Origin of the sequence: Chelativorans multitrophicus, assembly GCF_011317445.1 — a bacterium.
Lineage (GTDB): Bacteria > Pseudomonadota > Alphaproteobacteria > Rhizobiales > Rhizobiaceae > Chelativorans > Chelativorans multitrophicus.
Genome location: NZ_JAAAPL010000001.1, coordinates 1,670,795 through 1,693,845, shown reverse-complemented (window position 1 = coordinate 1,693,845; position 23,051 = coordinate 1,670,795). Strand labels below are relative to the sequence as shown.

Genomic DNA, 23,051 nt, shown 5'->3' with positions numbered 1-23,051 from the left:
TAACCCATGACCACCTCGCATTCGAACAGGTGGGTGCTGCTTGTGACCGTCGCCGCCGGTCTGCTGCTGATCACCCTCGATAACTCGGTTCTCTATACGGCGCTGCCGACGCTGACACGCGAACTCGGCGCTTCGCAGACGCAGGGGCTGTGGATCATCAATGCCTATCCGTTGGTGATGGCAGGCCTGCTGCTGGGCACCGGCACGCTCGGCGACCGCATCGGCCATCGGCAGATGTTCCTGATCGGCCTGGTGCTGTTTGGCATCGCTTCGTTGGTCGCGGCCTTCTCGCCGTCGGCCAACATCCTGATTGCGGCCCGGGCGTTTCTTGCCGTCGGCGCGGCGGCGATGATGCCGGCGACGCTGGCCTTGATCCGGGTGACCTTCCTCGATGAGCGCGAGCGCAACATCGCCATTGCGATCTGGGGATCGCTGTCGGTCGTCGGCAGTGCGCTCGGCCCGATCGTCGGCGGCTTCCTGCTGGAGCATTTCTGGTGGGGATCGGTCTTCCTGATCAACGTGCCGGTGGTCATCGTTGCGTTCCTCTCGACACTGGTCGTCGCGCCGAAGGGTGAGACCGACCATAGCAAGCCATGGGATCTGGTCTCCTCGCTGCAAGCGCTCGTGGCGTTGTCGGCGCTGGTGATCGCGATCAAGGAATCGGCGCATGTCGGTCAATCCTGGCTGGTGCCGGCCGGGGCGTTTGTCGTCGCCGTGGTGGCGAGCATCCTCTTCGTGCGCCGCCAGTCGCGCCTGACCTTCCCGCTGCTCGACTTCTCGATCTTCCGCAACGCCGCCTTCTCGTCGGGCGTGATGGCGGCGGCCTTCGCCATGTTCGCGATCGGCGGCATTGAGCTCGTCACCACGCAGCGCTTCCAGCTCGTTGCCGGCTTCTCGCCGCTCGAGGCGGGGCTGCTGGTTTCGGCGGCTGCGCTCGGCTCGCTGCCGACCGCGATGCTTGGCGGTGCGTTTCTGCACAAGATCGGCCTGCGCATTCTGATCGCGGGTGGTCTTGCCGCCGCATCGCTGGCTGTCGTGCTGGCGACCTGGGGCGTCACCCATGGCCTTGGCTGGCTGATCGCCGGCATGGTGTTGAGCGGGGCCGGCGTGGGCGCGGCCATGTCGGTGGCTTCGACCGCCATTGTCGGGAATGCGCCTGTGCATCGGGCGGGCATGGCCTCGTCGGTCGAGGAGGTGTCCTACGAGTTCGGCAGCCTGCTGGCCGTGGCCTTCCTCGGCAGCCTGCTGTCGGCGATCTACACGGCTTCGGTCATGCTTCCGGCGGGAGCGCCAGAGGCGATGCGCGACAGCATGGGCGGCGCGCTCGCGCTGGCAGCGCAAGCCGGAGCCGATGGTCAGGCGATCATCGATGCGGCGAGCCAGGCCTTCGATCGCGGCTATCTGACCGTGATGTATGTGGTCGCGGCGGTGCTGGCAGTGGGTGCGGTCATCACCGCAGTGCTGCTGCGCAACTATGGTCCGGGTTCGCAATCCTCGATCTATTCCTCGCACTGAGAGGAATGATCCGATGCGAACGAGCAAGCGCACGCAGATCCTCGATGCGGTCGTCGCCATCATCCAGCGTGATGGCGTCACCGCCGTCACCTTCGATGCTGTCGCGGAAGAGGCGAAGCTGACGCGGGGCGGGCTGATCTACCACTTCCCGTCGCGGGAAGAGCTGATCTTTTCGACCCACAAGCATCTGGCCGAAGGCTGGGAAAAGGCGATGGCGAAGGCGGCGGGCAAGAAAGCCGCCGCCGCAACGCCGGCGCAGCGATACGCGGCCTATGTGCAGACCTGCGCGCAGGCCGCCGATCGGGCGGAACTCCTGCTGATGCTTGAAAGCGCGGGCGAGGCCCGGCTCGGCGAACTCTGGCAGGATGTGATCGACCGCTGGGCGCCGCCTGTTCCCGAGACCGAAGACGAAGCTGCGCTGTCGCGGTTCATCGCGCGTCTGGCGGCCGACGGTCTGTGGGCGCATGAGGCGCTGTCATCGCGGCCGCTTCCCAAAAAACTCAAGGACCGCATCTGCCGCCGCCTCGTGGCGATGGCCGAGCAGGAATCGAACCCCGTCGAAGGAGAGTGATGCAATGACCGACCGCACCCACAAACCGCTTACGGCAGTCGTCTTCGGGCTGGGCGTCACCGGACGCAAGATCGTCGAAATCCTTCTGGACCGGGAGGTCCGGATCGTCGCGGCGGTCGATGCCTTCCAGTTCCACGGTCTGGACGTCGGCGCCGTGCTTGGCTGGCCCGATATCGGTGTGAGCGTCATACCCGACGCTGAAGCGGCGTTTGCTGGCGGGGCGGCGGATATCGCGATCGTCTCCACCCAGAACGGCATCAGGGACATCTACCCGACGGTGAAGCTGTGCCTTGAGAACGATACCGACGTCATCACCATCGCCGGGGATGCCTACTTTCCGTGGGTCGACCAGGCGTCGAGCGAGGCGCGCGCCTTGCACGACCTCGCCGTGGCGCGGGGCAAAACGATATTGGGGACCGGCGTCCAGGATGTGTTCTGGGACAATATGCCGGTGCTGCTGTCCGGTGCGGCCGAGAGCATCACAGGCATTCATGGCCGAAGCGTCGCGCTCGTGGACAGTTATGGCGACTGGATCGCCGAGGGCCTGTGCATCGGCAAAGCGCCGGAAGAACTCGATCGGGGCTTCGCATCGCCCTTCGCCGGGGTCTTCATCGGGCCTCTGCACGACATGGCCGACAGGTTCGGTCTGACCGTCATCGACGCCGTCACGACTGTGGAGCCTGTCATCGCGCGCAAGGCCTTCCGGTCGGAAGAAGCCGGGATCGAGGTCAGTGCGGGGCATCTTTCGGGTCTCGATACCTGCCTGCGCCTCAACACCGTGGAAGGCGTGACGCTTTCGGCCCGTTTCATCAGCAAGCTGCGCGAAGACGGCGATTCAAATCACGCGACATGGGACATCGAGGGTAGCCCGGGCCTGAGCGTCTTCATGCAGGACCGGCACGATATCGTCACCACCAGCGCGACCGTGGTGAACCGCATCCCCGATGTCATCAACGCCGCACCGGGCTTCACCACTGTGTCAGCGCTTCCCGCGCCGGTGTTCCGGTTCCGGCCTCTCGGGGCCTATGCGCGCGAAGGTGGGCCGTCAGATGCGGCAATCTCTGAATAGGACGAGGCGAGGCCTCAAGGACAAGGAAGATGGAACGAAGCAAGCGACCGGACGAGAAGCAGCGCAAGCAGGAAGGCATACCGCTGGCCTTGAATTGGGCTGGCTGTGGCTTGGTTCTGCTGGCTTTCGCCCAACTGTTCAAATGGCGAACCAGTGGCTTCGACGGCTTCTATCCGGTCCTTGTCGCCTTCGGCTGCCTGATGATTGCGATCGGCGCGGTCATCTGGTGGCGCAGCAGGAAACGATGAACAGCCCTCAACGGACGAGGACGCCAACAATAACGGGGTAGGAATGACGGATAGTGAACTTGAACTGAAGGTGCTTCGGCTCCCGATCATCACAGGCGTAATCGTGTCGGCGCTGGCGTTGATCGCAGCGCCGCTGACCGGCTCACAGGCGATCCTGCTCGATGGATTCTTCGGGCTGATCTATCTCGTTACCGGGGTTTTTACCTATAGCGTCGGACGGCTCGTGCATCAGGGCGCGAGCCGGCGGTTCCCGTTCGGCTATGCGCCGCTCGAACCCCTGGTCAACCTGATCAAGAGCCTGCTGATCGCCGGCGTCTCCATGTTGTCGGTCTGGTATGCGGCCTCGAACCTCTTTGCCGGCGGCACGGACATCGAGTTCGGCGGCGCGGTCCTGTTCGCGTTTCTCTCGGCCTCGATCACCATCGGCATGGCGGCCTATGTCTGGATCCGTTATCGCCACGTCGACAGCCCATTGGTCCAGGGCGACCTGGCCGCGCGCATGATCGACGCCTTGACCGCCCTCGGCGCGTTGCTGGCGTTCCTGGTCGCCTATGGGCTTCACGCGAATGGCTATCAGGCCGCGGCCCGCTACGTCGACCCGGTGCTGACGCTGGCGCTGGTCGTTCTGACGGTCGGCATTCCGTATTCGCTCGGCAAGGGCGCCCTGTCGGAACTCATCTATGTTTCGCCGCCGGCGGCCGAGGTCGAGCCGCTGGAGGGCAAGGTTCGCGCCGTTCTTGCCGATCTGCCGCTGACTGCCCTGGACATCCGCACGGTCCGGATCGGCCGAACCTGGGAGATCATGGCGCAGGCGCAACTCAGACCCGATGTCGATCTGGATGCCCACGCGGCGGACGATTACCGGGAGAAGCTGGCCGGGCAGTTCGCGCATGAGCGGCAGGCGGTCCGGGCGGTTCTCATCTTCACCTATCTGCCGACAGAGCCGCTAACCTGAGGGAGACGGCAATGGCCCCAACGACCCAATTCAAGAACAGGATTTCGAGACAAACATGCGACTTCAACTATTCCGCAGCATTGCCGTCATCGAAGGTATCACCACGCTCATCTTGTTCCTAATCGCAATGCCGCTCAAATATCTCGCCGGGAACGAAGCGATCATGCCGCTTGCCGGCTGGGGTCATGGCCATGCTTTCCTTGCCTATATGCTCTTCCTCGTGCCGGGCATGTGGGGAAAGGGCTTCACCGCGTGGGAGTGGACGCGAACTTTCCTCGCATCGCTGATCCCGTTCGGTACCTTCCTCAATGACCCCATGCTGAAGCGCAAAGCGCTCTCGGCACATGCGTGATCGCTGATGGGGTTTCCCGCCCATCATACTACCGGCACTGATGCCGCTGCGCCAGCCATCGGTCCGGGGCTGGTCGCGCGGGTGATGCGAGCAGTTCCAGCCGGACCGCTGGTCAACGCCGTCCATGTCTCGGTCATCAATATCGGTCGCGCATTCGGCGTTTGGGCAGGAGGTCTCGGGATTCAAGCCGGATATGGGTTTATCTCTCCTCTCTGGATCGGTCTCGTTCTGGCTATAGCGGGCATTTTCAGTCTCGCGCCACCCGCAGCGAGGCAGTTTGAAACAGTAAAGAGGTAGGAATGCGGAGGCGTCAGCAACGATATCGGCCACCGGATGCCCCGCTGACGCTTTCCAGCGTACGCATACCGATGGTAGCCCTCGTCCAAGCCCTCGCTGTCGCGGAATATCTCAGCTTCCATCGTGCGGCGCAGGCGCTCGGGACCAGTCAATCGAGTGTGAGCGCGCGGATCAAGGCGCTGGAGGCTGAACTCGGCGTCATCCTCTTCGACCGCAACACGCGCGGCGTCCGCCTGACCGAAGCCGGACGCCGCTTCGTCGATCAGGTCGATGACGCCATGGGCATCTTGGACCGGGCAATCAAGACCGCCGGGATGCCGGCACGTGGCGAGGAAGGCGAGCTTCACATCGGACTCCATGCCCTGACGCAAGGCTGTTTCCTAGACCAGCTGCTAGGGCGGTTCCGCAGCGAGCATCCGTGCGTCCGCCTGCGCATCACCGAAGGAACGGCGCGAGACGCGCAACTCATGATCCGCGAAGGCCGGCTCGATACCGCCTTTATGGCCTGCACTCACGAAATCCCCGACCTGCATTCCCGTGTAGTCTGGCGAGACTACCTCATGGCGGCGCTGCCAGTCGGTCATCACTTAGCGACACAAGCCGATGTCGAATGGCGACAGCTTTCGGCGGAAATCTTCCTTGTCCGTTATGGTGGCACCGGCCCGCAGGTCCATGATCTGATCGTGACGCGCGCAGCCGGGAAGTGGCCGGTGCCGACAATACTCCGCTTCGATGTCGGTCGCAGCGCGCTGCTCTCCATGGTCGCTGCCGGACACGGTATTTCGCTCTTCGTCGCGGACGGTGCGACATCCAGCATGGCGAATGTTGCTTTCCTGCCGATCCGCGATGAGCCCGAAACTATCCCGTTTTCGGCCGTTTGGTCGCCCCGAAACCGAAACCCTACACTTTTGAGCCTGCTCACCCTAGCAACGGAAATGGGCCGCTTACGCCCGAAATCTGATTCGCGATAGCCCACTGTTAACGGTGCCGGAATAGTGCCGCCGTCACCCATCCGATTTGCCGCCGATTGTATTCTGCAGGCCGACGGCCACACCTTTGCTATTGCACCACGCGAAAACGACCATTCTCTGATCGGCTCCGTCTCTCTTGCCGATTGGAGCCTGTATGCGTGGAGGCCGAATACTCTGGGGCCAGATCATTGTCGTGTTCACCATCGTCGTGGTGATGGTCTGGGCTGCAACGCAATGGGTGGCTTTCCGGCTCGGCTTCCAGCCCCAGCTCGGCAATCCCTGGTTCGAAGTTGCCGGATGGCCGTTCTATTATCCACCGGCCTTCTTCTGGTGGTGGTTTTCCTATGACGCCTATGCGCCGGGCATCTTTACCGAAGGCGCGTTCATCGCCACGTCCGGGGCAGTTCTTGCCATAGCCGCCGCCTTCCTCATGTCGATCATCCGGGCACGGGAAGCCCGCAATGTCGCCACCTACGGTTCGGCGCAATGGGCCGAGGATAAGGAAATCCATGCCGCCGGATTGCTCGGCCCCGATGGCGTCGTTTTGGGGCGGCACAGCAAGGATTATCTTCGTCATGACGGCCCTGAGCATGTGCTGTGCTTTGCGCCAACCCGATCCGGCAAAGGCGTGGGCCTCGTTGTGCCGACGCTGTTGACCTGGCCGGGAAGCTGTATTGTCCATGACATCAAGGGCGAGAACTGGAATCTGACCGCAGGCTTCCGGTCCCGTCATGGCCGAGCCCTTCTGTTCGATCCAACCAATGTGCATTCGGCAGCTTACAATCCGCTTCTGGAAGTGCGGCAGGGAGAATGGGAAGTCCGTGATGTTCAGAACATCGCGGACATTCTCGTTGATCCCGAGGGCAGCCTCGACAAACGCAACCATTGGGAAAAGACCAGCCACAGCCTGCTCGTCGGCGCGATCCTGCATGTTCTCTATGCCGAGAAGGAAAAGACACTGGCGGGCGTCGCCAATTTCCTGTCCGATCCTCGCCGTCCCGTCGAGGCGACCTTACGCGCGATGATGGACACGCCGCATCTGGGCGAAGCCGGTGTGCATCCCGTCATTGCCTCGTCTGCGCGGGAGCTTTTGAACAAATCAGAGAACGAACGGTCTGGGGTGCTGTCCACTGCTATGTCGTTTCTCGGTCTTTACCGAGACCCGGTTGTGGCCCGCGTGACTCAACGCTGCGACTGGCGCATCGCCGATCTGGTCGGTGAGAAGGAACCGGTCAGCCTCTATCTCGTCGTGCCACCCTCGGACATCAACCGCACCAAGCCGCTGATCCGCCTCATCCTCAATCAGGTCGGGCGGCGGCTTACCGAGGAACTGGAAACCTCCGGCAAGCGGCATCGCCTCCTGTTGATGCTCGATGAGTTTCCGGCACTGGGGCGGCTGGATTTCTTTGAATCGGCGTTGGCCTTTATGGCCGGCTACGGCCTGAAAGCGTTCCTGATCGCACAATCGCTCAACCAGATCGAGCGCGCCTATGGGCAAAACAACGCCATTCTCGATAATTGCCATGTGCGCGTGGCCTTTGCGGCCAACGATGAACGCACCGCCAAACGGATCAGTGATGCGCTCGGCACGGCTACGGAAATGCGCGATTCCACCAACTATGCCGGCCATCGCCTCGCGCCATGGCTGGGGCATCTCATGGTGTCGCGGCAGGAAACGGCGCGGCCATTGCTGACGCCCGGCGAAATCATGCAGCTTCCGCCCACCGACGAGATCGTCATGGTGGCGGGGGTGCCGCCGATCCGTGCGGCCAAGGCACGCTACTATGCTGATGCGCGGTTTCAGGAGAGGGTGATGTCACCGCCCGATCTGCGCAAGCAGCCGGTGAAAATCACCACATCGGCGCCAGATGACTGGACGAGCCGCATTGTCGCGGCTGCGAGCGGCAATGGACCCGCCTCAGATACATCCGATGACGATCCGGCCAATGCCGGTATCCGTCGTGAACCGGAACTGCCGGAGCATGAGGAAATCATCCCGCCACCTCCGCCACCATCGCAGGAGTTCGATTTTCTTGATGATGAGCCAGATGTCGATGCCGCCAAGGCCCGTGCCATGCGCCAACGGATGCGCATGGTCGCGCGGCAGGCGTCGCTTGACCCAAATGACGGCATCGAGCTTTGAGAACGGAGACAGGCATGACGACGCGCACCCGCATGAATGTCTATTTCGATCCCGCTCTGCTGAAACAGATCGAAGCGCTGGCCTTGCGCCGCAATGTCTCGAAATCCGCAGTGATCGAGGCTGCCGTGGCATCCTTCATGTCAGGCGATACGACTGAGCGGCTGGAAGCCGCCATGTCTCGCCGCCTCGACAAACTCGGTCGCCAGTTCGACATGCTTGACGAAGATGTCGCCGTGCTGGGCGAAACCCTTTCGCTATTTGTACAATTCTGGCTGACCCTCACGCCGCCGCTGCCCGACACTGCAAAACAATCTGCGCGCATCAAGGGAAACGAGCGCTTTGAGGGCTTCATGCAGTCCCTTGGTAAGCGTCTCGCTACCGGTGACAGGTTCCTCAAAGAAATATCGCACGACATCGCTGCGCTACACGACACCCCATTGGGCGGTAAAACCGAAGGTGACGGCGATGGGATCTAGGATTGCAACCCGTCCTATTCACTGCCATGCCCCGCCGATGGCCGCACGCGCGTAAACATCTGTTGAATCAGCCTAAAATCAGGTTCTTTTAATCGACCCCGATCCGGGGTCCGTCTTTTGCGCTCCCCGTCATGAACGGGGCCGCTATGACTGCATCACATCAGAAGCCGGAAACGATTGCCCGTGGCGCGCGGATGCTGCGCACCGCGCTTGGGGCGTCCATCGCCCGGTTTCTGGAAGATCCCGGTGTGGTCGAGGTGATGCTGAACCCGGATGGCCGTATCTGGGTCGACCGGCTGTCCGAAGGGTTGGCCGATACGGGGGAGAAGCTGTCTGCCGCCGATGGCGAGCGGATCGTGCGCCTCGTCGCCCATCATGTCGGCGCGGAGGTTCACGCCCGCGCACCTCGCGTCTCGGCAGAGCTTCCCGAAACCGGCGAACGGTTCGAGGGGCTTCTGCCGCCCGTTGTCGCGGCCCCCGCTTTCGCTATCCGCAAGCCTGCTGTCGCGGTGTTCACGCTCGATGACTATGTGACCGCCGGGATCATGACCAGTCTTCAGGCCGAGGTGCTGCGCCTGAACGTCGCCACGCGCGCCAACATCCTCGTCGCAGGCGGCACCTCCACCGGCAAAACCACACTGACCAACGCTTTGCTGGCCGAGGTGGCGAAGACCTCGGATCGCGTGGTCATCATCGAAGACACGCGCGAACTGCAATGCGCCGCCCCGAATCTCGTGGCCATGCGGACCAAGGATGGTGTTGCCACGCTCTCCGATCTGGTGCGCTCCTCGCTGCGCCTTCGCCCTGATCGCATTCCGGTCGGGGAGGTGCGCGGGTCCGAAGCCCTTGACCTGCTCAAAGCCTGGGGGACGGGACATCCCGGCGGGATCGGCACCATCCATGCCGGTTCCGGCATCGGTGCGCTGCGCCGCCTCGAACAGCTCATCCAGGAAGCCGTCATCACAGTCCCGCGTGCGCTGATCGCCGAGACCATCGACCTCGTTGCTGTCCTTGCCGGGCGCGGATCGTCGCGCCGGCTGGTCGAACTCGCCCGCGTCGAGGGGCTGGGATCGGACGGCGACTACCGCATCACGCATCCCATCACTTTGGCAACCACCTCAAAAGGAGACCCATCATGATCCCCACACTTTCCCGCGCCTGCCGTGTCATGGCGACATCGGCAACGGCTGTTTCCATCAGCCTTATGCTGGCGCCGGCCGCACACGCATCCGGCTCGTCGATGCCCTGGGAAGCGCCCCTGCAATCCATCCTTCAGTCGATCGAGGGGCCGGTCGCCAAGATCATCGCGGTGATCGTGATTATCGCCACCGGCCTCGCGCTCGCGTTCGGCGATACTTCGGGCGGTTTCCGCCGCCTGATCCAGATCGTCTTCGGCCTTAGCATCGCCTTCGCTGCAAGTTCGTTCTTCCTGTCGTTTTTCTCGTTCGGCGGCGGGGCGCTCATCTGATGGCGGGCGGCCTCGAACAGCTCGACGCGGTGCCGGGGTTTTCGATCCCGGTCCATCGGGCGCTGACCGAGCATATCCTGCTCGGCGGAGCACCGCGCTCCATCGCCATCGTCAACGGCACGCTGGCCGGGGCCGTCGGCCTCGGCCTCCGTCTCTGGCTGGTTGGCATCGCCATCTGGGCGATCGGACACTTCCTCGCGGTATGGGCAGCCAAACGCGATCCGCTCTTCGTTGAGGTCGGACGCCGCCATCTGCGCATCCCCGGTCATCTGTCGGTTTGAGGGTACGAGCATGATGAACCTCACCGAATATCGCCGCACCGCCAGCCGTCTCGCGGATTTCCTGCCTTGGGCAGCGCTTGTCGGTTCCGGCGTCGTGCTGAACAAGGACGGCAGCTTCCAGAGGACGGCGAAATTTCGCGGTCCCGACTTGGATTCTGCCGTTGCAGCCGAACTGGTCGCGGTCGCCGGTCGCATCAACAACGCCGTGCGCCGTCTTGGCTCCGGCTGGTCGATCTTCGTCGAGGCGCAGCGTTCCGAGGCCGCAACCTATCCCGACAGCAGGTTTCCAGATGCGGCTTCCGCACTGGTCGATGCCGAGCGCAAGGCTGGCTTCGAGGAAGCGGGTACGCATTTCGTGTCGGGCTACTTCCTCACCTTCCTCTGGCTACCGCCCGCCGAAGATGCCGCACGCGCTGAAACCTGGCTCTATGAAGGTCGCGAACAATCCGGCGTCAATCCGCATGAGCTGCTGCGCGGCTTCATCGACCGCACGGACCGCGTGTTGGCGCTACTCGACGGCTTTATGCCGGAATGCCGCTGGCTGGATGATACTAGCACGCTGACCTATCTGCATTCCACCATCTCGACCACCCGTCATCGCGTCCGCGTGCCCGAAGTGCCGATGCACCTTGATGCGCTGTTAGCCGATCAGCCTTTGACCGGCGGGCTGGAGCCGCGCCTTGGTGACGCGCATCTGCGCGTCCTGACGATCATCGGTTTCCCGACCGCGACGACGCCGGGCCTGCTCGACGAGATGAACCGGCTGCCGTTTCCCTATCGCTGGAGCACCCGCGCCATCCTCATGGACAAGACCGATGCGACCCGGCTGCTGACCAAAATCCGCCGCCAATGGTTCGCCAAACGCAAATCCATCGCCGCGATCCTCAAGGAAGTCATTACCAATGAGGCGTCCGTTCTTGTGGACACGGACGCGGCGAACAAGGCGCTCGATGCCGATATGGCCTTGCAAGAGTTGGGGGCGGACATGGCGGGCATGGCCTATGTCACAGCCACCATCACCGTCTGGGATGCCGATCCGCGCATTGCTGACGAAAAGCTCCGCCTCGCCGAAAAGATCATTCAGGGCCGCGACTTCACCGCGATGCCCGAGACCGTCAACGCCGTCGATGCCTGGCTCGGCTCGATACCCGGACATGCCTACGCCAATGTCCGCCAGCCGCCCATCTCGACGCTCAACCTTGCCCACATGATCCCGCTATCGGCCGTGTGGGCGGGGCCGGAACGGGATGAGCATTTCAGCGCGCCCCCGCTGTTCTTCGGCAAGACCGAAGGCTCGACCCCGTTCCGGTTTTCCCTTCACGTCGGCGATGTCGGCCACACCCTTGTCGTCGGCCCGACCGGCGCGGGCAAGTCCGTGTTGCTGGCGCTCATGGCCTTGCAGTTTCGCCGCTATGAACGCAGCCAGATCTTCGCTTTCGATTTCGGGGGATCGATCCGGGCATCCGCGCTTGCCATGGGTGGCGACTGGCATGACCTCGGCGGCGGGTTGACTGAGGGATCGGAGGTTTCCGTCTCCCTGCAACCGCTCGCGCGAATTGATGACGCTTATGAGCGGTCATGGGCCGCTGACTGGATCGCTGCGATCCTGATGCGTGAAGGCATGACCATCACGCCGGAGGTGAAGGAACATATCTGGACGGCGCTGACCTCGCTGGCATCCGCACCCGTCAGCGAGCGCACCATCACCGGCCTTGCGGTGCTGCTGCAATCCAATGATTTGAAACAGGCGCTCCGACCCTATTGCATCGGCGGCGCTTATGGCCGGCTGCTCGATGCCGAGACCGAACACCTCGGCCACGCCGATGTGCAGGCGTTCGAGATCGAGGGGCTGGTCGGAACCGGCGCCGCTCCGGCCGTGCTCGCCTATCTGTTTCACCGGATCGGCGACCGGCTCGATGGTCGGCCGACGCTGCTCATAATCGACGAAGGCTGGTTGGCGCTGGACGATGAAGGCTTCGCCAACCAGCTCCGCGAATGGCTGAAGACACTCAGGAAGAAGAACGCTTCCGTCATCTTCGCCACGCAGAGCCTGTCGGACATCGACGACAGCAACATCGCGCCTGCCATCATCGAAAGCTGCCCGACACGGCTGCTCCTGCCGAACGAACGGGCCATCGAGCCGCAGATCACCGCGATTTATCGGCGGTTCGGCCTCAATGACCGGCAGATCGAGATCCTCGCACGGGCGACACCCAAGCGGGATTATTACTGCCAGTCACGCCGCGGCAATCGCCTGTTCGAGCTGGGCCTGTCCGAAGTCGGTCTCGCGCTCTGCGCTGCATCATCCAAAACCGATCAAACCCGTATCGCCGATCTAGTCGCCGAGCATGGGCAGGAGGGCTTCCTCGCCGCCTGGCTGCGCGAGCGCGGCGTCGAATGGGCGGCGGCGCTGATCCCCGATCTCACCAATCTCATCCCCCAGACCGAGAAGGAGTCCTGACCATGACGATCCGTTTTTCCCATTCGCGGGCCATGCTCATGGCGGCAACCATGCTTGCCGCGCCGCTTGCGCTCTCGCCCATGCTGACCAGCCCGGCCCATGCGCAATTCGGCTTCGGCCGCATCGTCTATGACCCGACCAACTATGCGCAGAACCTGCTCACGGCCGCGCGTACGCTGGAGCAGATCAACCACCAGATCACGTCGCTTCAGAACGAAGCGCAGATGCTCATCAATCAGGCGCGTAATCTCACCAGCCTGCCATATTCATCGCTCCAGACCTTGCAGCAGAATGTGCAGCGCACACAGCAGCTCCTGGCCCAGGCGCAGAACATCGCCTTCGACGTTCAGAACGTCGATCAGATGTTCAGCCAAAAATACGGCAATGTCTCGCTGTCGGCCACCGACACCCAGCTTGTCGAAGATGCCCGTTCGCGCTGGCAGAACACAGTTGGCGGTTTGCAGGACGCCATGCGTGTGCAGGCCGGCGTGGTCGGCAATATCGACACCAATCGCGCCGAGATGTCCGCCTTGGTCGGCCAGAGCCAGAATGCCACCGGCGCCTTGCAGGCAACGCAGGCGGGCAATCAGCTTCTCGCCCTCCAGTCGCAGCAGCTTTCCGATCTCATCGCACTGATGTCAGCCAATGGCCGGTCCGAGGCGCTGATCGAGGCCGAGCGCGCCACCGCCGCCGAACAGGGCCGCGTCCAGCGTGAGCGCTTCCTGACGCCGGGATCGGGTTACCAGCCTGGCAATGCCCGGATGTTCGGCAACGGCAACAACTGACCGAACAGGAGGGGCGCGACATGGACGGCAAGATGCTGGCACGACTGGGCGCGATCATATTCGTGGCCATCGCTATCACCGCCACGGTGATCGAAATGACCCGCGAGGATGAACCGGCGCAGAACCGATCGGCTCCATCGCTTCAGCCCTCTGCCGATCCGCTGCGCCAGAGCCTGCGCCGTTGCCAGCAGTTAGGCGAGGCTGCCGTGAGTGATCCCGGCTGCCTCGCCACCTGGGCCGAGAACCGTGACCGGTTCCTCGGCCGGGCGCCGGTGCCCGCCGCCCCGCATCAGAACGGGGGAGAATGAACCATGGGTGGCACCGGCGTCATCGACAATTTTCTGGGCGTATTCACTTCCTATATCGACAGTGGCTTTGGTCTGCTCGGTGGGGAAGTCGCCTTCATCGCCACGACGCTGATCGTCATCGACGTGACGCTGGCGGCGCTGTTCTGGAGTTGGGGCGCGGACGACGACATCATCGCCCGGCTGGTCAAGAAGACGCTCTTCGTCGGCGTCTTTGCCTATCTGATCGGCAACTGGAACAATCTCGCGCAGATCATCTTCGACAGCTTCGCCGGTCTGGGCCTGAAAGGGTCAGGCACCAGCTTTTCCGCCGCCGATCTGCTGCGGCCCGGCAAGGTGGCGCAGACCGGCCTCGATGCCGGTCGCCCGCTGCTCGAATCCATCTCCGACATGATGGGATACTGGTCTTTCTTCGAGAACTTCATCCAGATCGCCTGCCTGATGTTCGCCTGGGTGCTGGTGCTGCTCGCCTTCTTCATTCTGGCCGTGCAGCTCTTCGTCACGCTGATTGAGTTCAAGCTGACCACGCTGGCCGGTTTTGTGCTGATTCCCTTTGGCCTCTTCGGCAAGACCGCCTTCATGGCCGAGCGCGTTCTCGGCAATGTCGTGTCCTCCGGCATCAAGGTCCTGGTCCTGGCCGTCATCATTGGCATCGGATCGACCTTGTTTTCACAGTTCACGGCAGGCTTCGGCGGCGTGACGCCGACCATCGACGATGCCATGGCGATTGTGCTGGCGGCCCTTTCCCTTCTCGGCCTCGGCATATTCGGTCCCGGCATCGCTTCCGGTCTGGTTTCCGGCGGCCCGCAGCTTGGCGCCGGTGCTGCCGTTGGCACCGGCCTTGCCGTAGGCGGCATGATGCTTGCCGGCGGTGCTGCCGCAGGCATGGCCGCGAAGGGAGGAGCCGCAGCGCTCTCTGGTGGAGCGGCTGCCGTGCGAGGTGGTGCCGCCGCCGCAGGTGCGGCGAGCGCCGCCTACAGTGTCGGTTCGCTTGGCCAGTCCGGCGCTGCCGGTGTCGCCTCCGGTCTGGGCGGTGTTGCCCGAGCCGCAGGCTCTGCCGCCGCATCGCCCCTGAAGCGCGCCGCTTCCAAAGCCTCCGAAAGCATCAAGTCCAGCTTTTCCGATGGAGCGCGTGCCGGCTTCGGCGTCACCGGCGGCTCCTCCACGGCCGGAACAGTCGGAGGCGCCAGCGAGGCCGCGAGCGCTGGCCCGTCACCCGCCGCGCAGGCTGGCGGCTCTCCGGCATGGGCAAAGCAGATGCAGCGCAAACAGACACTCAGCCACGGTACGTCGATGGCCGCCCATGCTGTGCGCTCCGGCGACAGCCATGGCGGCGGCTCTTCCATCAATCTTTCTGAAAGTGACCGCTCATGAACATCTTCAAACGTCCATCGGCCCATTACGGCAAATCGCCCGAACCCGAGACGCCCTATCAGAAAGCTGCCCAGGCCTGGGACGAGCGCATCGGTTCGGCTCGCGTGCAGGCAAAGAACTGGCGCATCATGGCCTTCGGCTCACTTATCCTCTCTGCCGGTTTCGCCTCGGCCCTTGTCTGGCAATCGGCGCGCGGGACTGTCGTTCCCTGGGTGGTGCAGGTCGATAATCTCGGCCAGTCGCAGGCCATTGCGCCCGCCGTGGCTGAATACCGTCCGACCGATCCGCAGATTGCCTTCCATCTCGGCCGCTTCATCGAGCAGACGCGCTCGATCCCGTCCGACGCCATCATCGTCCGGCAGAACTGGCTGCGCGCCTATGAGTTCACCACGGATCGGGGTGCGGCAACCCTCAATGATTATGCCCGTGCCAATGACCCCTTCACCAAGGTCGGCAGGCAACAGATTGCGGTCGAGGTGTCGTCGGTGATCCGCGCCTCGAATGACAGCTTCCGTGTGGCCTGGACGGAGCGCCATTACGAAAATGGCCAGCTCTCCACCACCGAACGCTGGACCGCGATCCTGACCATCGTGATCCAGACGCCGCGCGATGCTGAACGCCTGCGCGCCAATCCGCTCGGCATCTACGTCAATGCAATTTCATGGTCGCGGGAGATGAGCCAATGACTCGCATAATGGTCCGTAATTCCGGCTTGCCGGTTTTCCGTAAACCCGCTTTGGCGGCTTTGTTGCTGTCAGCGACCATGCTGGCCGGTTGCGCCACCAACCGCACCCCGCAGTTCAGCTATGATGCCGATGTACCCGCGTTGCCCGTGGTGCCGGCAGCCGTTACCGATGACCGCCCCCGGCCTTTGCACACGCCGCCGGCATGGACTGTGGCGCGCGGCGGGACCGTTGCAGCGACACCGACTGGCCGCGTCGAGAACGCCAATGCCGCCGCCCGTGTCGAACCACGGCGTGAGGGCTACTACAACGCCATCCAGATCTACCCTTGGTCGGAAGGGGCGCTGTTTCAGGTCTATGCCGCACCGGGGCAGATCACGACAATCGCGCTTGAACCCGGCGAAAGCCTGACCGGCGCGGGACCGATTGCAGCAGGCGACACCGCCCGATGGATCATTGGCGATACAGAAAGTGGATCGGGTACAAGCCGCCGCGTCCATATCCTCGTCAAACCGACCCGTGAGGATATTTCCACCAATCTTGTCATCAGCACGGATCGCCGCGTCTATCTCATTGAGCTTCGCGCCCGCGCGGCGCTCTATATGCCCGCTGTGGCCTGGGCCTATCCCGCGCTACCTGCCGGTCAGCGCGTGACCGTTCCGGCAGCCCCCATCATCCCTGTCGAGACGGCCCGCAACTATCGCTACGGACTGACTGGAGACACGCCACCGTGGCGCCCCATCTCCGTCTTCGACGACGGCCGCCGTGTCTATGTCGTCTTCCCGCGCGGCATTGTGCAGGGCGAGATGCCGCCGATCTTTGTCATAGGCTCCGAGGGCGAAACGCAGATCGTCAACAGCCGCATTCACCAGAACATCCTGATCGTGGATCGCCTGTTCGGTGCTGCCGAACTGCGCCTTGGCAGCGGTGATCGCCAGCAAACCGTCAGGATCGTCCGCGTTGAACAAAGGCAGGCAGCCCAGCCCGCAAAAACCGGGGAGAATCCGTCATGAGCGACGAGACCACCACCAACGCGCCTCCTATGCGCCTGCGCGCCGAGCCGCCGCGCGTCACCCGCCTGTCACGCAAGATGCTGGCTGGCGTTGGAGCTGTCGCGCTCCTCGGCATTGGCGGCGCACTGATCTATGCGCTCCAGACCCGCGACATGGGTGGAAATGGCGAGGAACTCTATTCCACCGAGAACCGCCCCACAGCCGACGGGCTGGCTGGTCTGCCGCGCGATTATACCGGCCCCGTCCTGGGACCAGCTTTGCCGGGCGACCTCGGCGGCCCGATCCTCGACGCCCAGAACAGGGGGCAGCCCGTTACGCCGCCGGTTATGGCAGCACCAGCCCGAGACCCCGCCGAGGAACGTCGTCTTGCCGAAGAGGAAGCTGCACGTCTTAGCACCGTGTTCTTCCAGTCAGGCCAAAGGACGGCGACGATACCAGGCTCTAATATGCCGGGCCTAGCGGGGCTTGACCTTGGCGGTCAGCCCGCCACGCAAGACCGGCACACGGCATTTCTCAATGGTCCGGTGGATCGCCAGACCGTTGCCATCGATCGGATCATGGCGCCAGCATCGCCCTATATCCTTCAGGCAGGGGCCGTGATCCCGGCTGCAATGATTACCGGCATCCGTTCGGATCTGCCTGGCCAGATCACCGCGCAGGTCACGGAAAATGTCTATGATAGCCCGACCGGCGCGCTGCTCCTGATTCCGCAGGGAACGCGCATCATCGGCCAGTATGACGCCGGTGTGCAGTTCGGCCAGCGCCGTGTGCTGCTGGTCTGGAACCGCCTGATCCTGCCCAATGGCCGCTCGATCGTGCTGGAGCGCCAGCCCGGCGCGGACGCTTCCGGCTATGCCGGTCTGGAGGATGGCGTCGATTACCACTGGTGGGATCTGATGAAAGCAGCCGGGCTGTCCACGCTGCTCGGCATTGGCACGGAACTGGCGACCGACGACGAAGACCGTCTGATCCGCGCCATCCGCGACGGCGCACAGGACACCATCAATCAGGCCGGGCAGCAAATCGTCCAGCGTCAGTTGCAGGTCGCGCCGACCTTGACCGTCCGACCGGGCTATCCCGTCAGGGTCATCGTCACCCGCGACCTGGTACTCGAACCCTATAGGAACTGACCATGACAAAGCTGAAACTCGGCCCACTCGTTGAAGACAAACCCGTCAAAGTGACGGTTGAACTGCCGGGCACGCTCCACCGTGATCTGATCGTCTATGCAGAGGTGCTGGCCCGCGAAAGTGGCCAGCCCGCTGCTGATCCCGTCCGGCTGATCGTGCCGATGCTGGAGCGGTTCATCGCCACCGATCGCGGGTTCGCAAAGGCGCGGCGTCTGGGGAACTAATTCGCTTCGATGTCGTGCAAGGCACCATTTGCGTGTGCTTCTCGGAGCGAGGTCATATACACGAAGACTTCGGATACGGCAGATGTGCTGTTCTGTTTACATGAGCAGGGGGGAGGTTGAGGGTTCTTGGGGATAAATGTTTACGCCAACAAGACGGTGATTATCGACCACTCCCATCAGGAACTCGTGGATACCTCCATCGAAGGAAATCCGACAGAGGGCGCGATAGACGGGCTGCGGATTCAATATGTCTTCCGCCGCAAGACTACGAAGGGGCATGACCGTGACGGCAATCCGCTGGTTTACGCGCTGAAGCAAATGAATGGCTACCGTATGCAGCCAATGTACCACCAGATGCTCTACAAGCGCGCTGATGAGATTCTGGCAGCGTTCGTCGGCGAGCTGGAGGCGGATGTTCTTGTTGATGTTCCGTCGAGCAAACCCCTATGCCGATTGTTTGCAACGCGCGTGGCGCAGGTGTCGGGATTGCCACTCGTAGAATCGAACTTTCTGCGCAAGCGGACGGTCGGTGAGGTTCTGGACGCCATTGACGCCAGCTTTCCGCAGTTCACGAAAGATCGTGATGAAAGAGCTTTCAAGGCCGAACTCGGCCAACTGAGGAGGGCGAAGCGGGACACGGATTTCCAGATGAAGGAAGTTGCCAAACCGATGCGGCGCTTCTTTCAGCCGTTTACCGTAAGCGGAGAAGTCCCGGCGCTGGCAGGGCAGAGGATTGCCCTGATCGATGATCTTGTGTCATCGGGAACATCGATTATCTCTGTGGCGGAATGTCTGCGAGAGCAGGGTGCGATCGTAGAGCGTGGGGTCTGCCTGCTGAGCGACTTGAACGCGGTGCGACCGTCATCATGATTGACATTCGAGGCCTGTTACGCTATTTCTCCACGCATCAAGACAGACCGTGCCTATGCCTCACGGTCTCAAAACATCAAGCACGGCAACGTGCAGGTCCGAGCGGCGCCCGAGGTGGCCATCCTGTAAGGGGAAAAAGCCTCACGATCAGGCATCGGCTGATCAAGTTCAGGAAGCCGTCACGCTGCGAAGTGTGGCGGCTTTTCCTTTTTGGTCCATCTTTGTCGATGAGTTCCGGGCCTCCTTGAGGCTCTTTTGGCGACCGCACGCTTGTGCGATGCGCTTCTGTCAGAGCCGCGCTGACCTGACTACACAGCAATTTGGAGCGAGTGTCGGTATCGGTAGTTGCGTGCTCCCGCAACCAACGATACAGAAAATGTCAAACCAAGCCCTTGGCCCAAGCCAGGGGCTTTTTTGTTGTCCGCCTCCACGCCACCCGCCGCTCGACCCAGTTCAGGATCGTGCCGAGTTCGCCATGCAGCGTGGCGTAAATGCTGGGAGGCGGCATGGATGTTAGCGCGGGCTTTCATCCGTGGCTGGTTAGTCTTCTGCGTGTAGCCGTCAACGAACTCGGCAGCAGGTCCGGCCGGTTGGCGGGGCAGGGCGGGCAACTTCATTTTGCGCGCTTCCAGATCATCTATTCTCGCTTCAAACGTCAGGGGAGCGGCGCCGGCCAGGATGGCGACGGTCTTCGCCAGTTCCCGTTTTTCTGCAGTGCTAGCTTGCAGGCCTTAACATTGAGACTCGCTCGCGATTGAGCGAAAGCAACTGCAGTGGCCCCTTGCTCAACGGCTTCTCGCAAACGGCGCCAATCCAACAGCTCACCGGCCATCCTGGTGCAGAAGCTGCGCGAGGGAGACCTCCAGCGCACGCATCAGGGCCGCCGAAGCGGTCGTCTGCGGTGCGCGCAGGCTGCGCACAGAACAGATGCGCCGATCCACTTGCGGCTGGACCAGAACGCGGTAGCTCAATTGCCGCGCTGCCAAAAGATGATGCACGGCGCTGAAAGGCAGAAGCGTTGCCCATTCTGCCGTCGTCACGAGGCCCAGGCAAACCGCCAGGCTGTCTATTTGGAGACCAGGCGAAACACCCTTGTCAATCTCGGACATTGCCAGGTCGAAATGGGCCCGAAGACCAAATTCTTTAGAAGGAAGGCATAGGCGCCTTGGGTCCAATTTCGACATCGCAATCTCCGGCTCGCCGGTGTCCCAGATCGAGCCTTTCGCGAAGACCAAGCTGATTGGCTCCGTGAAGATCGGATTGACGACCAGCCCCGGTTCTCTTTCATGGGTATCGATAATGGCAAAGTCGATCAGATGGGTACGCAGCCAGCGAAGAAGCTCGCTGGAATAGCCCTCCGCCATCATCACTTCAGCCTCTGGAAATGCGATCTTCCATTGCGCAATGGTTTTCGCGACGCCTTGAGCTATGAGGCTGCTCGAATCCGCAGCCGGGATAATGCCGAAGCGGACCCGGGCGGCGGCGGATTCGCCGATGCTTTTCCTGCCCTTCATCTGCTCAAGTCCGGTCGCGTAATCGGCCATAACCGTCTTGGTCAGCAGATGCAGTCGGCGGCTCGCGGCGGTAGGCGTCATGCCATGCTCGGAGCGGATGAAAAGCTGCTGTCCCGTTGCGTTTTCCAGCTTCCGGATCTGGCGCGACAGTGCAGGCTGGACAATGCGGAGCTGGTTGGCGGCTTTGGTCGTGCTTCCGGTCCTGATGGTTTCTGTAAAGCTCCGGAAGGCTTGGATTTCCAAACCGCGTTCAAGCACTTGCAGCCGTGTCTGGCGATAATTGGTCGCCGGCAAAGTGGCTGAAAGCTCCCTTGCTATTTCTGCGGCGAGGCGCTTCACGGGCAAGGGCGAACCATCATGGCATTGCACCTGGATTGCCGGCTGCAGCGGGGCACCTTCTATTTTCAGCATGCGGAGCTCGCTGGAGACGAAGCCGTCCAGCAGGCAGGATCGCGGCAGCAGCAGGGAGGTGTCACCCTGCGAAAGAAGATTGGTATATGACCTCAAGCGGTCCAACCTGATAAGTTCGGGCGGCCGGGCCTGCCGAAACAGCCGCTGCTCGGGATTGCCAGACACTCGGGCCATCAGCAGGGGTGCCTTGATGATATCGTCCCATGCAATTGGCTGCTCCTCCGAAAAGCGGGACCCGGTCGTGACCAGGCACCAGCTGTCGGGGATAATCTCTCCCGGTCCGTCCATTTCCTCCGATCCGGGCCTGGCGAGCCCATAGGAGACAGACACCGAGCCAGGCCTCGGAACGTCTCTTTCAGTCAAATCCGAAGCAATCCTTATTCCCCTCGCGCCCCCGAGCGGAATGGATGCCAGCATGCCGCGCAGAAGGGCCCAGTCGGCAACAGAGCAGAGTGGGACGTCATAGGAAATTACGGGGGCAGGCTCGATCTCGCCGCTGGAATTCGCTGCGATGTCCAGGAAGGCCATTTCAACATCGGTCGTGATCGCGCTCGCGAAAGCGCTGAACCGCATTGCCATCGGGGTAGGCTGCAGCCCGGCCGGCGTGCGGTCGAACAGGGCTGCGCCCAGCAGTTCCTCAAGGCCGGTGATCGCAGCGCTTAGCGTGGCTTGCGAAATTCCCAGCCGTTTCGCCCCGTTGTTGATGCCTGCTCCCGAAAAAGCGGACAGGAAGTACCAGAGGGCCCTAAGATTCATTTTGGCCTTCGCAAAAATTGATACCCTTTATAGAAAACTATCATTGGAGTGCAACAAGGCTCCCAGCATAGGAGGTAGCTAGACCAGAAAGATCGGCGGGGATTGAATGTGATCCGTATACTTTCGCATGGTGACATCGAGCCCGCGCTTTATGGCGGGCTGTTCCTTTCCGCCGGCGGGCGTGGCATGGAATCGATGGCAGGACAGCGAGCGATCGCGGAACAAGCGCTCGCCGCCGGCCCCGTGCGTCTGGTATCGGCGGATGAGATGGCCCCCGACGCGTCGCTGATCGTTGCGACCGGCATCGGGGCGCCGGGCGGTGGAAAGCCGAAAGTGAAGCCGGCCGACTCGGTCGAGGCGGCGCGCCTGCTAATCAGCATGCTCGGCCGTACGCCTGCCGGCGTCATTTGCGGCCATGTTCCGGGGTTCAATGCCTGGATCGTAGCAGCGTCGCTGGGCATCGACTATATCGATCTCGCCTCGAACGGGCGCGGCCACCCCACGGTCGCCATGGGCGGGATGGGCCTTGCCTCTCGCCCGGATATCGTGATCACTCAGACTGGCGTCGGCGGCGAGACCGCCGATGGAGACCGACTCTCGGTAACGGCGACCGGCAACATCCTCCTCACCGAGAAGATCCTTCGCTGGGCGGCCGCCCAGAACGGCGGGTTGGTAATGGCCGCGCGCGGGCCGATTACGGCCGGTTTCGCCGTGGAGAACGGAGCGTCCGGTGCGATCTCCTTCCAACTGGACCTCGGCGCCGCGATGCTGGCGGCCAGGGCATCCGAACGTGTCGCGGCGACGGTGGATTTTCTCGGGGGGTGTTGCCTGGTGCAAGGCCGGGTAGTGACCAACAGCGTTACCTACGGCAACGGATTCGATGTCGGGGTCGTCGTCGTCGAGGGCCGTGAGGGGCGGTCTGAACTGGGCGTGTTCAACGAATTGATGACGGCAACAGTTGATGGCGAGCGCGTCGCCACCTTCCCGGACATGATCGGCACGCTCGACCCCGCGAGCGGAAACCCGTTGGCCGTGTCGCGCCTGCGGATTGGCGACGAGGTGGCGGTCATCACGGCCCCCCGGTCCAAGTTTCCAATCGGCAAAGGCGCGCTCGATCCGGCGGTCTACCCGGAAGCCGAAGAGGCAATGGGCGTCGATTTGCGTTCCTATCTGTGAGTA

At 62.7% G+C, this 23,051-nt stretch carries 24 protein-coding genes; 23 read left to right on the top strand and 1 reads right to left on the bottom strand.

Annotated elements, in window-relative coordinates; genetic code table 11:
• The first annotated feature begins 6 nt into the window (after nucleotides 1-6).
• From GNP00_RS08215 to GNP00_RS08110, 22 genes are all read left to right on the top strand, one after another.
• A complete protein-coding gene (locus tag GNP00_RS08215; RefSeq protein ID WP_166015873.1) occupies nucleotides 7-1,515 on the top strand; it encodes an MFS transporter in 1,509 nt (502 codons plus the stop codon).
• A 13-nt stretch (nucleotides 1,516-1,528) separates the two neighbouring features.
• The gene (locus tag GNP00_RS08210) at nucleotides 1,529-2,086 is read left to right on the top strand and encodes a TetR/AcrR family transcriptional regulator (RefSeq protein ID WP_166015871.1); all 558 of its coding nucleotides are present in this window, start codon (nucleotides 1,529-1,531) and stop codon (nucleotides 2,084-2,086) included.
• A 4-nt stretch (nucleotides 2,087-2,090) separates the two neighbouring features.
• Nucleotides 2,091-3,155 (top strand): hypothetical protein, encoded by a 1,065-nt coding sequence (locus GNP00_RS08205; RefSeq protein ID WP_166015869.1) that lies wholly within the window; start codon nucleotides 2,091-2,093, stop codon nucleotides 3,153-3,155.
• Nucleotides 3,156-3,184: 29 nt separating this feature from the next.
• Nucleotides 3,185-3,403: a hypothetical protein gene (locus GNP00_RS08200; RefSeq protein WP_166015867.1), complete on the top strand. Its 219-nt coding sequence runs from the start codon at nucleotides 3,185-3,187 to the stop codon at nucleotides 3,401-3,403.
• Nucleotides 3,404-3,446: 43 nt separating this feature from the next.
• Entirely contained in the window at nucleotides 3,447-4,358 is a 912-nt protein-coding gene (locus tag GNP00_RS08195) for a cation efflux transmembrane domain-containing protein (protein ID WP_166015865.1), read from the top strand.
• Nucleotides 4,359-4,413: 55 nt separating this feature from the next.
• Nucleotides 4,414-4,710, top strand: a complete 297-nt coding sequence (locus GNP00_RS08190) for a DUF3817 domain-containing protein (protein WP_166015864.1) — start codon at nucleotides 4,414-4,416, stop codon at nucleotides 4,708-4,710.
• Between the two features lie 299 nt (nucleotides 4,711-5,009).
• Nucleotides 5,010-5,978, top strand: coding sequence for a LysR family transcriptional regulator (locus tag GNP00_RS08185; RefSeq protein WP_092958005.1), 969 nt, complete (start codon nucleotides 5,010-5,012; stop codon nucleotides 5,976-5,978).
• A gap of 154 nt (nucleotides 5,979-6,132) precedes the next feature.
• Nucleotides 6,133-8,121, top strand: coding sequence for a conjugal transfer protein TraG (locus tag GNP00_RS08180; RefSeq protein WP_166015861.1), 1,989 nt, complete (start codon nucleotides 6,133-6,135; stop codon nucleotides 8,119-8,121).
• Nucleotides 8,122-8,135: 14 nt separating this feature from the next.
• Complete coding sequence (locus GNP00_RS08175) at nucleotides 8,136-8,597, top strand: ribbon-helix-helix domain-containing protein (protein WP_166015860.1); 462 nt, start codon at nucleotides 8,136-8,138, stop codon at nucleotides 8,595-8,597.
• Between the two features lie 146 nt (nucleotides 8,598-8,743).
• On the top strand, nucleotides 8,744-9,736 hold the full coding sequence (gene trbB / locus GNP00_RS08170) for a P-type conjugative transfer ATPase TrbB (protein WP_166015858.1): 993 nt from the start codon (nucleotides 8,744-8,746) through the stop codon (nucleotides 9,734-9,736).
• Nucleotides 9,733-10,065, top strand: coding sequence for a TrbC/VirB2 family type IV secretion system protein (locus GNP00_RS08165; protein ID WP_166015856.1), 333 nt, complete (start codon nucleotides 9,733-9,735; stop codon nucleotides 10,063-10,065). Before trbB ends, GNP00_RS08165 begins: the two co-directional genes overlap by 4 nt.
• Entirely contained in the window at nucleotides 10,065-10,346 is a 282-nt protein-coding gene (locus GNP00_RS08160) for a VirB3 family type IV secretion system protein (protein ID WP_140903596.1), read from the top strand. The genes GNP00_RS08165 and GNP00_RS08160 overlap by 1 nt, the downstream gene beginning before the upstream one ends.
• Nucleotides 10,347-10,356: 10 nt before the next feature.
• The gene (gene trbE, locus GNP00_RS08155) at nucleotides 10,357-12,807 is read left to right on the top strand and encodes a conjugal transfer protein TrbE (protein WP_166015854.1); all 2,451 of its coding nucleotides are present in this window, start codon (nucleotides 10,357-10,359) and stop codon (nucleotides 12,805-12,807) included.
• 2 nt (nucleotides 12,808-12,809) lie between these two features.
• On the top strand, nucleotides 12,810-13,592 hold the full coding sequence (gene trbJ / locus GNP00_RS08150) for a P-type conjugative transfer protein TrbJ (RefSeq protein ID WP_166015852.1): 783 nt from the start codon (nucleotides 12,810-12,812) through the stop codon (nucleotides 13,590-13,592).
• Between the two features lie 20 nt (nucleotides 13,593-13,612).
• Entirely contained in the window at nucleotides 13,613-13,900 is a 288-nt protein-coding gene (gene trbK-alt / locus GNP00_RS08145; RefSeq protein WP_166015850.1) for a putative entry exclusion protein TrbK-alt, read from the top strand.
• A 3-nt stretch (nucleotides 13,901-13,903) separates the two neighbouring features.
• The gene (gene trbL / locus GNP00_RS08140; protein WP_166015848.1) at nucleotides 13,904-15,271 is read left to right on the top strand and encodes a P-type conjugative transfer protein TrbL; all 1,368 of its coding nucleotides are present in this window, start codon (nucleotides 13,904-13,906) and stop codon (nucleotides 15,269-15,271) included.
• The gene (gene trbF / locus GNP00_RS08135) at nucleotides 15,268-15,957 is read left to right on the top strand and encodes a conjugal transfer protein TrbF (RefSeq protein ID WP_166015846.1); all 690 of its coding nucleotides are present in this window, start codon (nucleotides 15,268-15,270) and stop codon (nucleotides 15,955-15,957) included. The genes trbL and trbF overlap by 4 nt, the downstream gene beginning before the upstream one ends.
• On the top strand, nucleotides 15,954-16,967 hold the full coding sequence (gene trbG / locus GNP00_RS08130) for a P-type conjugative transfer protein TrbG (RefSeq protein WP_166015844.1): 1,014 nt from the start codon (nucleotides 15,954-15,956) through the stop codon (nucleotides 16,965-16,967). The genes trbF and trbG overlap by 4 nt, the downstream gene beginning before the upstream one ends.
• A complete protein-coding gene (locus GNP00_RS08125; RefSeq protein ID WP_166015842.1) occupies nucleotides 16,964-18,097 on the top strand; it encodes a TraB/TrbI/VirB10 family type IV secretion system protein in 1,134 nt (377 codons plus the stop codon). Before trbG ends, GNP00_RS08125 begins: the two co-directional genes overlap by 4 nt.
• 2 nt (nucleotides 18,098-18,099) lie before the next feature.
• Entirely contained in the window at nucleotides 18,100-18,321 is a 222-nt protein-coding gene (locus GNP00_RS08120; RefSeq protein ID WP_166015840.1) for a DUF2274 domain-containing protein, read from the top strand.
• A gap of 126 nt (nucleotides 18,322-18,447) precedes the next feature.
• Nucleotides 18,448-19,191, top strand: coding sequence for a type I phosphoribosyltransferase (locus tag GNP00_RS08115; protein ID WP_166015839.1), 744 nt, complete (start codon nucleotides 18,448-18,450; stop codon nucleotides 19,189-19,191).
• Between the two features lie 506 nt (nucleotides 19,192-19,697).
• Nucleotides 19,698-19,949, top strand: a complete 252-nt coding sequence (locus GNP00_RS08110) for a hypothetical protein (protein WP_041544766.1) — start codon at nucleotides 19,698-19,700, stop codon at nucleotides 19,947-19,949.
• Nucleotides 19,950-20,012: 63 nt separating this feature from the next.
• Here the strand turns inward: GNP00_RS08110 and GNP00_RS08105 are convergent, their stop codons facing one another.
• The gene (locus tag GNP00_RS08105; protein WP_011581874.1) at nucleotides 20,013-21,872 is read right to left on the bottom strand and encodes a LysR family transcriptional regulator; all 1,860 of its coding nucleotides are present in this window, start codon (nucleotides 21,870-21,872) and stop codon (nucleotides 20,013-20,015) included.
• A 108-nt stretch (nucleotides 21,873-21,980) separates the two neighbouring features.
• Here GNP00_RS08105 and GNP00_RS08100 point away from each other — a divergent pair, with 108 nt between their 5' ends.
• A complete protein-coding gene (locus GNP00_RS08100; RefSeq protein WP_011581873.1) occupies nucleotides 21,981-23,048 on the top strand; it encodes an S-methyl thiohydantoin desulfurase in 1,068 nt (355 codons plus the stop codon).
• Nucleotides 23,049-23,051: the final 3 nt, after the last annotated feature.